This is a genomic window from Paenibacillus dendrobii (assembly GCF_009807035.1).
GTDB classification, from domain to species: domain Bacteria; phylum Bacillota; class Bacilli; order Paenibacillales; family Paenibacillaceae; genus Paenibacillus_AQ; species Paenibacillus_AQ dendrobii.
The window spans coordinates 310,394-324,343 of record NZ_WUBI01000003.1; the positions used below are offsets into that span (position 1 = coordinate 310,394).

A 13,950-nucleotide genomic window follows, 5' to 3' on the forward strand; every position below is an offset into this window, starting at 1 on the left:
ATTGTAAACACAGTCTATATCTTCGTCAATCCTTTTTTTGGGAAAATTACGGGATTTATACGATGAATATTGGTACATTATGGAATACCATTATATAATTGAAAGTGTAAGTCTCATTTTCAATCTGAATGGAGGCTTGTCATGGAACTGGATACAACTACCGCGTCCCTTCCTGTCTACGAAGCTCTGGCCAGCCGTGTGAGGCTCAATATCCTTCAGCTTCTATCCGAGCGGCAGATGAATGTTCGAGAGTTGGCAGAAGCCCTCTGCTTAAGCAGCGCCATCATGACCATGCATGTTAAAAAGCTGGAGAAAGCCCGGTTAATCACAACCCGAATGGCTCCCGGCAAAGGCGGAGTGCAAAAAATCTGCGCCTTATCCGCCGAACGAATCGAGATTACGATCCCCGCGTCCCCTGCACTCCACCGCAAATCTCATCAAACAGAGGTTTCCGTCGGCCATTACACGGATTTCGAGCTTACTGCCCCCTGTGGAATCGCAACCGTTGAGCACACCATCGGGGAATATAACGAACCGAGGTACTTCTGGTATCCCGAACGCGTCCAAGCCAAAATGTTATGGTTCCGCAGCGGCTATATCGAGTATAAGGTTCCCAACTGTCTGCTCGACAGCCAAACTCCAGAAGAGCTGGAAATCACCTGTGAACTGTCAACCATGCTTCCTTTCCATCCGAATGCCAAGCCGTCCAGCCTCGTCTTTTCCTTCAACCGGGTAGAGCTCGGCGGATGGGCCGGCCTAAAATACCAAAGTACCCACCAGGGCACCTATACCCCTGCCTGGTGGTCTGATCCCGGAAGCCAGAACGGCATGCTGAAAACACTTCGGATCAACCAGGACGGTACGTATGTCGATGGAGAACGAATCTCGGGCGTTACGCTTAGCAGCCTTCCCGTACGGGACAAGCAGTGGACCTTCCGCATCGCGGTACCGGGGCAGGAAAAAAACACAAGCGGCATCACCCTGTTCGGAAAAGGCTTCGGCAACCATCAGCAGGACGTGTTGTTTCATCTGTATTACTCCGAAGAGAGAGGCTAGTTCTAAGGATAAGCGCGGGTCCCGGGTCAGAAGTGCCCCCAAGGATACGACCGACAACCGCTTGGTTCATGGGCAGCAGCGTCCTCCCAACCCGAAAAAGCAGCCTCTGCTTGATGCAGAGGCTGCTTTATTAATCGACTTTCAAATGACCGACTAATGTTTGCACTTGGTGACCGGAAGGATGCATACCGGCTTCGGTACCTCAAGCGCATATCCCGTTGGAGTTAGCCGTCCATTCTCCTTGTCGATTTTAAAGGAAACGATGGTGCTGCTGTTCTGATTGGCCGCCAGCACATAACCGCCTTTAAAAACAGCGAAATTCCGCGGCGTTTTTCCGCCCGTGGATACCCATTCCACCGACGTCAACAAGCCTGTGGATGGGTTGACGTGATATAGTCCGATACTGTCCTCGCTGCGGTTGGAAGCATACAGAAACCGGCCGCATGGCGTGATATGAATGTCTGCGCTAGCACTTCCCCGTGCGGCACCTTCCGGAAGAGCTGACAGGGTCTGCAGAATTTTCATATCCCCTGCCTGCGAATCCAAGGCATACACGTTCACCGTATCGTCCAGCTCGTTGATACCATAAGCCCATTGCCCTGACGGATGGAAGTCGAAGTGCCGCGGTCCCGCCCCCGGAGCCGTCTTCACGGCATGGTGCGATACCAGCTTGCCATCCTCAAGACGATAGAAGACAATCTCGTCCATTCCCAGGTCGCATACAAGCACATATTTCCCCTCCGGATCCTGGAATACGGAATGCGGATGCGCTCCCTCCTGGCGATCCTGGTTGATGCTGCTGCCGCTATGCTGAACCAGACTGCTCAGCTCAAGCTCCCCCTGATCCCCGATGCGATAAGCATCGACATGGCCGCTTGAATAATTGGCAACCAGCACATGGCTTTCGTCACGAGTCAATGCAATATAGCAGGGAGCAGAACCTTCCGTTGGCTTGCGGTCCAGCAAATGCAGCTCGCCTGTTTCGGCGTCAACCGAATATGCGTAGACTTCCCCTTGCTCCGTCTCGCTTACCGCATACAACCGATCCCGCGCGTCATTCAAAGCCAAAAACGAAGAGTTAGCTATGCCATCCGTACCATTTACGATCTCCATTTGTCCACTCTGTAAATCCAAAGAACACAGGAATATCCCCTGTTCGTCCGCCCCGGTGTATGTACCGGTATAAAACAAGCTCTTGTGATCACTCATGTTGAAATCCACTCCTTTACCATCATTTGATCAATTCAAATTAAAGATCTGTCCATAATTTCTACAATAAAGGTTTACATGTCCCACGGCAATGTTAACTTGTGTTTTCCAGAACTAAACTTGAAGCGCTTCTCTTATCTATTACCCATGGCAGTTGTCTTTTTCCCAGTGGCGGAATAACTCCCCACCAGCAAAAAAGCACCGCCGACGCCAGATCAGGCGCAGGGCAGTGCCATGATATATAGAGCGATGGATTACATCCGCAACTTTCTTCTCGCTTTAAACTGCTTGTATTGAAAATAAACCGTGCAGCCGATGCAGTATCCGCAAATGGCAGCAAAAGCGGCCAGAAACAGCATGGCGGCAAACACATAACCCAGCACAGGCAGCCCGATCAGGAAGGACAGCAGCGACAGCGTCAGGAATAGGACAGCCAGCGTATTATTGAAGCGCTGAAGTTCCAGAGCCTGCGTATGCGCCCCCTTCACTTTCAAAAAAGGCTTCGCCAGCAGCACAAACAGATTTTTACCCGCAATAAGCCCCACCACCTGTATGCACCAAAGTGCCAGCAAGATCAATGGCTGGTTGAACACCGCAGTGAAGATGACCAATAAAACGATTCCGGTCTGATTCGCTTTTACATACGGCTCAGGAATTTCCTTCATCCGAGAGCACCCCCTTCTTGAATCCAACTATATTATACTATTCCTATAAGATAAATGTGAATTGAATATCTTCAAAAAGAAAAATATTGCACTTCGGTTAACCATCCCTTTTCCGGTCTAGGATATAATAGATGAGCAGTATCAATCGTTAGAGAAGAGACCAGACTTGCGAGGAGGAGATTGGCGTGAAATCAGTAGCTGTTTTTTGCGGCTCCAGTAAAGGAGCATCCGGCATTTATGTGGAAGGTGCAAAAAAGTTAGGCGGGGAACTGGCCCGGCGAGGGATTACGCTCGTATACGGGGGATCCAGCGTTGGCGTTATGGGGGCGGTTGCCGATGCCGTTTTGGCGGAAGGCGGACAGGTCATTGGGGTCATGCCCGGCTTTTTGGACAAAAAGGAACTCTCCCACAAGCACTTAACCGAGCTGATTATCGTGGAATCCATGCATGAACGCAAAGCCAAAATGGCCGAACTGGCTGAAGGCTTCATGGTTCTTCCCGGCGGACCGGGCACGATGGAAGAATTTTTCGAGATCTTCACTTGGGGCCAGCTTGGGCTTCACCGCAAACCGCTTGGATTTCTCAATATCAACCACTATTACGACCCTTTACTGGCATTTTTTCAGCATATGGCGAGCGAGCAATTTTTGCACGAACAATACCTCTCGATGGCAATGAAGGATACTGATCCGGCGGGGCTGCTTGATCAATTCACATCCTATGAACCGCCTGCGGTTAAGACGTTTCTTAGAGCGGACCAGACATAAAAAAAACTGCGAACACCAAACAGACCCGGGAACTCCGGGTCTGTTTGGTGTTGCCTTTGTATTGTTTGCTACTGCCATATGCCTGAATGTCCGCATTGGACAGACTTACAAACGGTTTTATTTTTTGCATACGAAAAAAGCAGCCCCTCATTCCGGAACTGCTTAACATGGTAAGCTATTGGGTTTAAAACGTATACGCCGCTTAGGCTTCTACGATCTGGCGTTTGACATCCTTCATCGTAATCCCGTCCAGGTAACGCTCCAGCGCCGATTCCCCGCCGCTATATATTTGATCCATAATCCCCTGAATATTGGCCGCCACCTCGCATGGCAGTTCATCACCGCCTGAGCACCAGCCAGGCTTTAGGGAACCTTGGGCAAGCAGACGATACAAGTCTCCGAGCGTCGCGTTTTCTGTGCCGGGATTCAGCAGATATCCTCCGCCAACCCCTTCTTTTGTCGCCACATATCCATGCTTGCGCAGCAGGCCAAGCACTTTGCGAATGCGAGCGGGATGCGTGCAGACGCTTTTCGCAATCTCTTCACTGTTAGCCATATGATCCTCTTTTAAGCTAAGAAGGGTTAAACAATGGACGGCAATGTTAAACTCACTATTCATTTTCGCTCCTCCTTATACTGTAATTATATGGTTAACAGTTGGTAATGTCAACCTGAGAAGCCCCTTTTGCATGCACACGAGCCCCTTTAGATCCTGATGATGAGGACGCTTTAGTCCTAGTGTGACTTTCTCAAGTCAAGATAAACCTCACTCCTGTGATTTTATCCCGAATCGGGTTTGCGTTACAATAGAACCGAGGGCAACCCCCTCCGAATTTTCTTCAAGGAGATGAAACTCCAGTCATGATTATTAAGTTCATTCGTTTGCGTTAATGGAAGGTACAGATTGAATCGGCCCTGCTGCTTTTTTCAAAGCCAAGACCCAGGGTTTATTCGGCTGTGCCTTTTCATTTGCATACCAACGAATGAATGGGGTGTTTTACATTGTCCAAAAAAGAAAATACGCTTGTGCGAGCGCGCCTGATGGCTCTCTATGAGCATATTTTTCGCTGTCCGGTCTGTTCCTTGCCGATGAACATCGTAAACGAACGGAGCTTGGCCTGTACAGCAAATCACAGCTTTGACCTGTCCAAGGACGGCTATGTTCACCTGCTGCCGAACGCGAAAGCCTCCAAGTACGACAAGGAGCTCTTTGGAGCACGCCGACTCATCAACGGCAGCGGTTATTTCGCGCCCTTATTGGATAAACTGGCGGACGGCATACAAGGTAGCATGATGCAGCCTGCATCCGCGCAACCGTCATCCATTCTCGATGCCGGCTCCGGGGAAGGATCGCATCTCGTTTACCTGCTTCATAAGCTGCAGTTCGCCTCGCACCGGGATATCCTTGCAGCGGGTATGGATGCGTCCAAGCCTGGCATCGCGCTGGCGGCCAAAGGAAATGCTCCGGTGATCTGGTGCGTGGCGGATCTGGCCCGCAGCCCGTTTCAGGATCGGACTTTTGATATCATTTGCAATATTTTATCGCCCTCCAATTACGAAGAATTCCGGCGATTGCTGGCTCCAGGCGGCAGGCTCGTGAAAGTCATCCCTGGACCCGGCTACTTGAAAGAGTTCCGTCAGGTCCTGTACGGCCGACCCGGGCCTTTGCAGCAGGAGAAATCCGGCGAAACGGCCGCCCTGTTTGCCAGGCATTTTCCGGGGATGACGCAGCAGCGCGTCCGGTATGAGGTCCAGCTGAGCGGACAACATCTGGAAGCGATGCTGAGAATGACGCCCTTATCCTGGCATGCGCCTATGGAAAACATCCGGCGGCTGTTGGCACAACCAACCTTTACGCTGACGTTTGATTTCATTATTTTATGGAATGAACCTTTAAACGGATTAACATGAAATGTATGAGTCCTTTCATGTATAGATAAACTTAAGCCCAATATAAAAAAGCCGTCATGTTCGTCTCATGAACATGACGGCTTTTGGTTTGCGAATCTAACGAAGCGCCTGCGACAGCCCGGTGAATATGACGCCCAGAGCATGTGCCCCGGCATCCGGATAGCCGATGCTCCGCTCTCCGACCGTTCCGGCCCGGCCCATCCGGGCTACGATCGATTCGGTCTTGCGGGCGCCTTCCACGGCGGCTTTAGCCGCCTGAATGCCTGCCTGCTTCAGCTCCAGACCATCACGGGCCGCAGCTGCCCATGCATCCGCATAAGGCACCAGGGCATCGATCAGCGTCTTGTCTCCGACCACGGCTCCTCGTCCGAAAGAACGTTCTCCCGTATCCTGAATGCCTTTGACGACTGCACTCATCATATCCGCAATTTCCGGTATGGACAGTTCCTTCCTGGCCCCCGCGTATTTGCTGGCTGCACGGAAAGCCGATCCCCAGATCGGACCCGAAGCGCCGCCGCAGTGCTCCATAATGATCAGTGAGCAGGCGTCCATGAATGTTCCAATATCCCTTGCTTGGGCGGTTATGTCATCCCATTCTGCTTTGAGCTGCTTGAAGCCCTTGGCCACGCTCATGCCAAAGTCGCCGTCGCCCGCATGGGAGTCCAGCTCGCAGAACGGAATCTCGTTCTCGATAATGGTCTCGCTCATTTTATCGATCAGATAGATCATGTTGCCGAGCGACAGCTTCCCGCCTTGAACGACAGCATGCGCTTCATCCGTCACCATTGTGTAGGATACGGATTCCCCGCCCTCCTCACCAACCACTTCGTTGAATTGGACAGGCTCGAATGCGTTCTTAACGACAAGTGCCGGCGTGTCGCATTCTTCACTCAGCAGATACGTCAGCTGATCATTCAGCTTCATGATGGATAGCGAAGCGCCTGCCATGTCAATGCTCGTCATGTAGTTCCCTACGAATACCTTAACGACCGTGACATTTCGGGAGGACAGTTCCCGCATCACAGCGTTGTTCAGCAGATACAGCTCCTGCAGCGGAGTTCCACCGAATCCATTGATTAATACGGCCACTTTCTGCGCATTATCGCCGCTGATCTTCAAGCTTTCCAGCAGCTCTGACACCATTCGGCCAGCCAGTTCGTCGGCTGAAATCAGCTTCTCCCGCCGGATACCCGGTTCGCCGTGAATGCCTACGCCGTACTCCATTTCATCTTCTCCAAGAGAAAAGGTTGGCGTGCCCTTGGCAGGTACTGTGCAGGAGGTGAGCGCAAAGCCGATGCTTTTGACATTGTCGATGGCATCCTGGGCAGCTGCTTTGACCTGCGCAAGAGACATGCCTGCCTCTGCTGCTGCACCCGCGATTTTATGGACGAGGACCGTTCCGGCAACCCCTCTTTTTCCGACGGTGTACAGGCTGTCTTCCACGGCGATGTCGTCATCCACTTTCACGTAGTCGACCTGAATGCCGTCCTCGGCAGCCAGATGTGCCGCATTTTTGAAATTCATGATATCGCCACTGTAGTTTTTGATGATCAGCAGCGTTCCCTTTTCGCTTGCCGATGACCGGATCGCTTGATAGACCTGAATCTGGGAAGGGGAAGCAAATACGTCACCGCAGACGGCGACATCCAACATGCCTTTGCCCACGAAGCCTGCATGCGCCGGTTCATGGCCGCTGCCGCCGCCACTGATCAGCGTGACCTTTTGCGCGTGGATATTCTTTTTCTTGATGATTTTATGTTTGCTGTTAAACTCAAGACCGGGATGCGCCATGACGAGGCCATTGCACATTTCTCTGACGAGCGTCTCCGGTTGGTTCATGATTTTTTTCATTTCATCGCATCCTTATTTTGTTTGAATTCCCGGCCGATTTGGTCCGCTACCACGATGGCCGCCGCGACGGATTCCTCCGTGATCGGGAACGGCATCGCATGAATGGATTCCTCCGGAATGCAAGCCATTTGCGCAACCTTGAGCAGCTCTTCCTGCGTCATGCTGTCCACGCCGATATCGGCAAGGCATACCGGCAGGCCAACCGCTGCGCAGAATTCCAGCACTTCGTTCAGCTCGGACTTGGGTGCATTTTCAAGAACCAGCTGGGCGATGGTGCTGAAGGCTACCTTTTCGCCATGGAAATAATGGTGGGTACCTTCAAGCGCCGTCAAACCGTTATGGATCGCATGCGCTGCCGCCAGGCCACCGCTTTCGAAGCCGAGTCCGGACAGGAGAATGTTCGTTTCGATAATATTTTCAAGCGCCGGGGTAACCTGGTTACTGTCGCAGGCGATTTTGGCATTCACGCCGTCCTCCAGCAGCGTTTCGTAGCAGAGCTTGGCCAGCGCGAGTGCAGCCTTCGTTCCCCGGGCCACTGGCGCAGCTCCGGCATGAACGCCGCATGGCAGACCGGCATTCACCTTCGTGAAGGAGCGCGAAGTCGCTCTTGCTTCAAAGTATGTCGACAGGGCGTCCCCCATGCCGGATACAAGAAAACGGGTCGGCGCATTCGCAATCACCGTCGTATCGATCATGACCACGCTTGGGCTTTGCTTGAAGTACGCATAATCCTCAAACGCCCCTTCGTTGGTGTAGATGACAGCCGAATGGCTGGTTGGCGCATCCGTGGCCGCAATCGTCGGCACAATAATCAGCGCATCGCCTTCCGCCACGCATTTCGCGGTATCGATCGCTTTGCCTCCGCCTAGTCCGATCGTGCAGGAACATTTCTTTTCCCGGGCCAGCTCCTTCAGCCGCTGCACTTCTTCTCGGGAGCACTCGCCGCGGAATCCGCTTTCAACGAGCGTAATATCAAATTGTTTTATGGTAAGATCCAGCTTGTCTTTCACCCGCTTCACGTCCTCCGGATGGGCAATCAACAGAGCAGAATCCCCGTATGTTTGAATAAAGTAACCCAAATTTAATAATTCGTTTTCACCTTGAACGTATTTGCTGGGACTGATAAATGCTTTTCTCATAATATTCTTCCCCTCCACCATTAGTCTAATATTCATTATACGAGGGGCAGATAGTGGAATTCATTGCACTCCAAGTGCTTTTTAAAGCGCTTTCCGATGGTGTTTTGATGTCTCATTCCACACAAAATTGTACTATCTTGTTCTATAAGCGGGCGTTTTAGTATAATAAAAGGAGCTCAACATCTTAATGCTTTGGAAGCATATCCTTTGTCTCCGATTTTCTACCTTTTCCGAAGAATAGATCAGGTATTCAGAGACTACAGGGATCGAAAGAACGATCCTTCACCGTACCGGCCACCCAAACCATTCCCAACCATCTGGAGCGATAAATATGAACTCACGTTATGATTTGAACCGGATCATCGATATTGATAAATGGCACAAGCTGCAAGACTCGCTCTCGCTCGTCACCAAGATGGCGATCATCACGGTGGATTACAAGGGCGTTCCGGTCACGAAGCATAGCTACTGCCAGTCCTTTTGCCAAGCCGTGCGCAAGGATGACGCGCTGTCCTCCTACTGCCAGAAATGCGATGCGCGCGGAGGTCTGGAGGCTGTACGTACCAATAAACCTTATGTGTATCAATGCCATTTCGGCATCGTCGATATTGCCATTCCCATCATTATTGACAACCAGTACATCGGCGCCATCATGGCGGGACAAATCAAGCTCCGCGATTCGGGTCTTCCCCTAGAGCAAATTGTGACCCGCCCGCCGAACGCGGAAACGGACCGGAGGTTTGCTGCCCTGCAGCCGGAATATCAGTCTCTGCCGTTACTGTCTTCGGAAGAGGTATCAACCATAGCCGATATGCTTTTCCATCTGTGCAACTATATCGTGGAAGAGGCCATTCACAAACATACGACGATCGATATGTATAAAAAGACCCTCTCGCTAGAATCGCCTGCCGCTGCTTCCATGCGCGCCGCGGCGCCGACGTACGAAACAATCCAGGCGATGCAAAGCGAGCTGTCCAGCACACTGATCGAAACGAAAATCAAGAAAAGTACGACCAACGAATACCGCTCGTCGAATCCGCTGCTGCAGCCCGCCTTCGATTATTTGTACCGCCATAAGCATGAAAACATCCGTCTGCAGGATATGGCCAGCCTGTGCCATGTCAGCCCCAGCTATTTCAGTCGCGTGTTTACGCGTGAAACGGGCGAAAATTTCTCAGTGTTCGTGCCCCGCCTAAAAATCGAATGGGCCAAACAGCTGCTGGAGACGACCGATTTGCCCATCAGCCTGGTCAGCGACGAGCTTGGCTTCGCCGAGCCGGGTTATTTTATCAAAACTTTCAAGAAATTTGAAAGTTTGACCCCGGCGGTGTACCGGAAAATCTATTATCGCGAGCATGAACGAAAGTTATAGCGAAGATGGAGCTAGGGCTCTATAAATGTAAGAGGGCTGAAATAGTTGCAAAAAGAGAATACCCCTAATCGGTTCTTCACCGAATAAGGGGTACTCACTAAGGCTAAGGCGTCTCCGAGCTCCAGTAGCTCTCCGGGTCCACGTTTTCAAGTCCCGGAATCGGCTTGCCCATCGGCAGTTCGAAGGACCAGTTCACGTTCGGATACCATTTTTCGGTGACTTTACGGATCAGCGTGGCCCTTTCCGGCAATTCGGTCATGCCTTGCACGACAAAGCCGGGGTCGCCGGAAGCCTCCTTGATCTCGCCCATAAAGACTGACCCACTGACTGCTCCTCTGAACTCTGCCGGATATTCCCTTCCATCCTGATCTCTGACCACCCATTGATCGCGTTGAAAGATATTTTTGAAGTTCCCCTTCATCTCGATCAGGCCTGCGATGATCGGTTCGTTTATCCTCGCATTTGGGTCATGGCCCACCGTAAAACCGCTTAATGTAACGATGTCTCCCTGATCCTCGAATATGACCGGGTGCTCCTTAAGCTCACTTGGAACAAGCTCTACAGAACCGCTGCTTTTCATCGGAATGGAGTATCCGTCCAATACGAAGCGCAGCTTTTGCGAGTCATAGGGTAGATAGTTAAATGTATATGCCCATTGCCGTTTACCGTCTTGAAGCTGGCTATCTCGTCCAATGACCCTGCTACCTCCGAATACGTTGTCTACGCTTGCGACTTTCTCTCCCTCTTCATTCTCAACATGAAACATGAGCTGCTGCATGCTTTCCAGTTCGCCCGGGGAGCGTTTTGCCGCATCAGGACTTAGGGTGGTTGCCATAAACAGGCGCACTCCGCTTGGCGTGCGAACCAGCTTCTCCATCTGAATCATTAAACCGTCCGGCGTCGTATAGGTTTCATGCAGCGGCGTCGTGATATTGAGTGCATTGGCTTTTCGAATGTCCGCTTTAAATTTGAAATCCCAGTTCCCCTGTACAACCTTATCTGACCATGGAATATGAATTCGGTTCACATGTGCCTCTATGACCAACTCATCCGTATGAACTTCCTGTACGAAAGAAATGTTTAATTTTTCAATATTGCTTGAGCCCTCCTGCCCCCTGATTTGGCCAATCTCATTCCCGTTCATATCCTTAATATGAAGGCCACTCCAATCCACTTGATAAATAAGAGGTTTCCCCCTCGGATCCGTCACCTTCACCCCCATCACAAGCCGGGTCGCATCGGCGACCACTTCGTTAATCTCAATCGTGTAACCTTTATCCTTCACTTTTACATGGGGGTTCTGCACGAGCCCAAGGCTTCGGGCATCCATCATCCCGCTATCCGAGGTTTCCTTTGAAAAGATCGACCGGACCCAGTCGGCTATGGACGGCTGCGCGTACAAAGTCAATGCCATGGCTACGAGGAGAAGCGAAGCGACCCACAAAGCGCTTTTTTTCAAGAAAGGCCACGATCTCGGATGACGCTTCTTGGAAACAGCCATGGATTCCTCCCAAGCAGGCTCGATCTCCATCTGTTCTAGGGAAGTCATCACCTGCTCGGTGAAGCCTTCCGGGAGGTTCTCGGCATACAGAAGCTGCGTCCATACCTTTTCCTCCTCATCAGCCGCAGCTATCAGACCCTGGCATTCCGGGCACATCCGGATATGGAATTCCAGCTCTTCATCCGCCTTATTTCCAGACTGAATGGATTCTTTGGTCTGAGCAAGCTTCCAGCATGTCATGTATCATCCCCTCCTTCTCCTTGAACTTTTTTCGTAGAGACTTTTTGGCCCGGTGCAGCCGGTTGCGTACCTGATTCACCTCAATGCCGGAAATAGCGGCAATTTCGTCATAGCTTAGTTCATTCGTATATCGCAGCAGCAGGACGATCCGATATTTATCAGGCAGCTGCTGCAGTAATTGCTGCACTTCCCCGCCGGCTTCCTTGCGGAGATAAGCCGATTCCGGCGTTTCGGCTTGATGATGCTGTGCCCGGATCAGCACATCAGCGTCCACCGGCTCTGGCTTTTTTCTCCTTCCGGCATCCTTCATCACGTTCACGGCGATGGCGTACAGCCAAGAGGCGAAGCTCGCTTCCTCCCTGAAGCCTGCCAGCTTGCGATAAGCTTTGAGAAACGCCTCCTGCGTGTAGTCCTGGGCATCCTGCGGACTGGCTCCCATACCCCTTAATAGGCCATATATTTTGTTTTTGTGCATATCCACCAACTGGGCAAAGCTCTTCTTGTCCCCAGCCAGTACCTGCCTGACCAGCGCAACGTCCTGTGACGGGTCTGCCATAACGATCCTCCCTGCTCATTCATCGTTCATTTATATAGTAGACGGAGGTACACTGCTGTTTCTCTCACTTTTTTGGCAAAAAAAGGAGCCCTTCCCAAGGAAGGACTCAAAAATCAGATTAGACATATGAAAGGGTTTACAAAACCATTATAGTATGAATCTGTCTTTTTGAAAACGCTTTTTTCGCAATCATAGAATAAGAACCGTTTCCTCGATGAAGCTTCATACTTATACTCGCTCTTATATTGAAGGGGAGATCTTAGGGACCGGATGCAAAGTATAGGAAATATAACCATTGCAAAAACTAATTTCATTAGTTAATATACTAATAATATTAGTTTATATTATGGGAGGATGCTTATTTATGAAAAAAACGACCGTTCATCAAGTGACCCAGCTTGCTTTTTTACCCCGTCTGTTCCCGGTTAATGTCTACTTGGTCGAAGAAAACGACGGCCTGACGCTGATTGATGCAGGTATGCCGTTCAGTCTGAAGGGAATCTTGAAGGCTGCACAATCATTCGGCAAGCCTATTACCCGGATTGTGCTTACCCATGCCCATGGTGACCATGTCGGCGCACTGGATGGTCTGAAGGAAGCCATTCCTGACGTCAAAGTATATATATCGCGCCGGGATCAAGCCCTGCTAGCCGGCAGCCGCGCCCTTGAAGAAGGGGAGCCTCAGATGCCGATCAAGGGCGATGTACCGAAAAAAATACGCACCAAGCCCGATCATCTGATCGCTGACGGCGAACGGATCGGCTCCCTGCAGGCGATCGCCTCCCCGGGCCATACGCCAGGCCATATGGCTTTCCTGGATACGCGCAGCCAAGTGTTGATTGTCGGCGATGCATTCCAGGTCCGGGGCGGTATGGCCGTATCCGGTCATGTGCAGCCGCTGTTCCCCTTCCCCGCCATGGCGACGTGGAACAGGGATGCTGCGCTGAACAGCGCCCGCCGCCTCGCTGAGCTACAGCCTTCCTATCTGGCTGTAGGCCACGGACATATGCTGAAACAGCCGCATGAGGCCATGATCCGGGCGATTCAGCGTGCTGAAGCCGCCTTCCGGGAGGTGAAATAGCAATGGCAAGAATGGGACTTGACCGCCAAACCCTGCTGGTTGCCGCAGCAGAACTGGCCGATGAATCCGGCCTTGATTCTCTTACGCTCGCAGCGCTTGCTCAGAAGCTAAACGTACGCTCCCCTTCCCTCTACAATCATGTCAAAGGACTTCCTGATCTGAAGGGGGCGCTTACCGTTTACTGCCTGCATCTTCTCGTTGATGCGACCCGAAACGCCGTTATCGGCAAATCCGGCGATGAGGCCATCCTCAGCATGTGTGAGGCTTACCTCCGGTTCGCCCGTTCACGACCCGGCCTCTATGAAGCCTTCTATAAAGTAAATACGCAGCAGCATGAGGATCTGGAGACAGCCAAGGAGGAACTTCTCGATCTGTTTGTACGGATCATGGAGCCTTACCAGCTTGGAGAGAAAGAGACACTGCATGCCATCCGCGGACTGCGCAGCCTTTTGCATGGATACGCTACCCTGGAGCAGCATAGAGGCTTCCAAATGGATCTGGAGCTAGAAGAAAGCGTACAATATGGACTGCGCACTTTCCTAAAAGGAATGCATTTGAATAAAAGCGAGGCTTAAGGTCAAAGATGTTATGTGACGTTCAAG

Annotated in this window: 13 protein-coding genes; 6 read left to right on the forward strand and 7 right to left on the reverse strand. The window is 51.4% G+C overall.

The window, feature by feature from the left end; genetic code table 11:
• The first annotated feature begins 141 nt into the window (after positions 1 to 141).
• Complete coding sequence (locus tag GRF59_RS19595) at positions 142 to 1,056, forward strand: ArsR/SmtB family transcription factor (protein WP_160499404.1); 915 nt, start codon at positions 142 to 144, stop codon at positions 1,054 to 1,056.
• A 153-nt stretch (positions 1,057 to 1,209) separates the two neighbouring features.
• On the opposite strand, the gene GRF59_RS19600 is transcribed toward GRF59_RS19595, so the two are convergent.
• Both GRF59_RS19600 and GRF59_RS19605 read right to left on the reverse strand, forming a co-directional pair.
• Positions 1,210 to 2,265: a lactonase family protein gene (locus tag GRF59_RS19600; protein WP_160499405.1), complete on the reverse strand. Its 1,056-nt coding sequence runs from the start codon at positions 2,263 to 2,265 to the stop codon at positions 1,210 to 1,212.
• Positions 2,266 to 2,519: 254 nt separating this feature from the next.
• Positions 2,520 to 2,930 carry a DUF4395 domain-containing protein gene (locus tag GRF59_RS19605; protein WP_160499406.1) on the reverse strand — a complete coding sequence of 137 codons (411 nt, stop codon included), beginning with the start codon at positions 2,928 to 2,930 and terminating at the stop codon, positions 2,520 to 2,522.
• 185 nt (positions 2,931 to 3,115) lie between these two features.
• On the opposite strand from GRF59_RS19605, the gene GRF59_RS19610 reads away from it, so the two are divergent.
• A complete protein-coding gene (locus GRF59_RS19610) occupies positions 3,116 to 3,697 on the forward strand; it encodes a TIGR00730 family Rossman fold protein (RefSeq protein ID WP_160499407.1) in 582 nt (193 codons plus the stop codon).
• A 202-nt stretch (positions 3,698 to 3,899) separates the two neighbouring features.
• Here the strand turns inward: GRF59_RS19610 and GRF59_RS19615 are convergent, their stop codons facing one another.
• Positions 3,900 to 4,316 (reverse strand): Rrf2 family transcriptional regulator, encoded by a 417-nt coding sequence (locus GRF59_RS19615; protein WP_160499408.1) that lies wholly within the window; start codon positions 4,314 to 4,316, stop codon positions 3,900 to 3,902.
• Between the two features lie 383 nt (positions 4,317 to 4,699).
• Here GRF59_RS19615 and GRF59_RS19620 point away from each other — a divergent pair, with 383 nt between their 5' ends.
• The gene (locus GRF59_RS19620) at positions 4,700 to 5,608 is read left to right on the forward strand and encodes a putative RNA methyltransferase (RefSeq protein ID WP_160499409.1); all 909 of its coding nucleotides are present in this window, start codon (positions 4,700 to 4,702) and stop codon (positions 5,606 to 5,608) included.
• Positions 5,609 to 5,704: 96 nt separating this feature from the next.
• On the opposite strand, the gene dhaK is transcribed toward GRF59_RS19620, so the two are convergent.
• Both dhaK and GRF59_RS19630 read right to left on the reverse strand, forming a co-directional pair.
• Positions 5,705 to 7,459 carry a dihydroxyacetone kinase subunit DhaK gene (gene dhaK / locus GRF59_RS19625; protein WP_160499410.1) on the reverse strand — a complete coding sequence of 585 codons (1,755 nt, stop codon included), beginning with the start codon at positions 7,457 to 7,459 and terminating at the stop codon, positions 5,705 to 5,707.
• Positions 7,456 to 8,598, reverse strand: coding sequence for a glycerol dehydrogenase (locus GRF59_RS19630; RefSeq protein WP_160499411.1), 1,143 nt, complete (start codon positions 8,596 to 8,598; stop codon positions 7,456 to 7,458). The genes dhaK and GRF59_RS19630 overlap by 4 nt, the downstream gene beginning before the upstream one ends.
• Positions 8,599 to 8,929: 331 nt before the next feature.
• Between GRF59_RS19630 and GRF59_RS19635 the strand changes: the two genes are divergently transcribed.
• Positions 8,930 to 9,970, forward strand: a complete 1,041-nt coding sequence (locus GRF59_RS19635) for a PocR ligand-binding domain-containing protein (RefSeq protein ID WP_160499412.1) — start codon at positions 8,930 to 8,932, stop codon at positions 9,968 to 9,970.
• Between the two features lie 103 nt (positions 9,971 to 10,073).
• Here GRF59_RS19635 and GRF59_RS19640 read toward each other — a convergent pair whose 3' ends face one another.
• Together GRF59_RS19640 and GRF59_RS19645 are read right to left on the reverse strand one after the other, a co-directional pair.
• Entirely contained in the window at positions 10,074 to 11,711 is a 1,638-nt protein-coding gene (locus GRF59_RS19640) for a DUF4179 domain-containing protein (RefSeq protein ID WP_160499413.1), read from the reverse strand.
• Positions 11,659 to 12,267, reverse strand: coding sequence for an RNA polymerase sigma factor (locus GRF59_RS19645; RefSeq protein WP_160499414.1), 609 nt, complete (start codon positions 12,265 to 12,267; stop codon positions 11,659 to 11,661). Before GRF59_RS19645 ends, GRF59_RS19640 begins: the two co-directional genes overlap by 53 nt.
• 364 nt (positions 12,268 to 12,631) lie before the next feature.
• Here GRF59_RS19645 and GRF59_RS19650 point away from each other — a divergent pair, with 364 nt between their 5' ends.
• A complete protein-coding gene (locus GRF59_RS19650; RefSeq protein WP_160499415.1) occupies positions 12,632 to 13,348 on the forward strand; it encodes an MBL fold metallo-hydrolase in 717 nt (238 codons plus the stop codon).
• Positions 13,349 to 13,350: 2 nt separating this feature from the next.
• Positions 13,351 to 13,923 (forward strand): TetR/AcrR family transcriptional regulator, encoded by a 573-nt coding sequence (locus tag GRF59_RS19655; RefSeq protein ID WP_160499416.1) that lies wholly within the window; start codon positions 13,351 to 13,353, stop codon positions 13,921 to 13,923.
• The last annotated feature ends 27 nt before the right edge of the window (positions 13,924 to 13,950 follow it).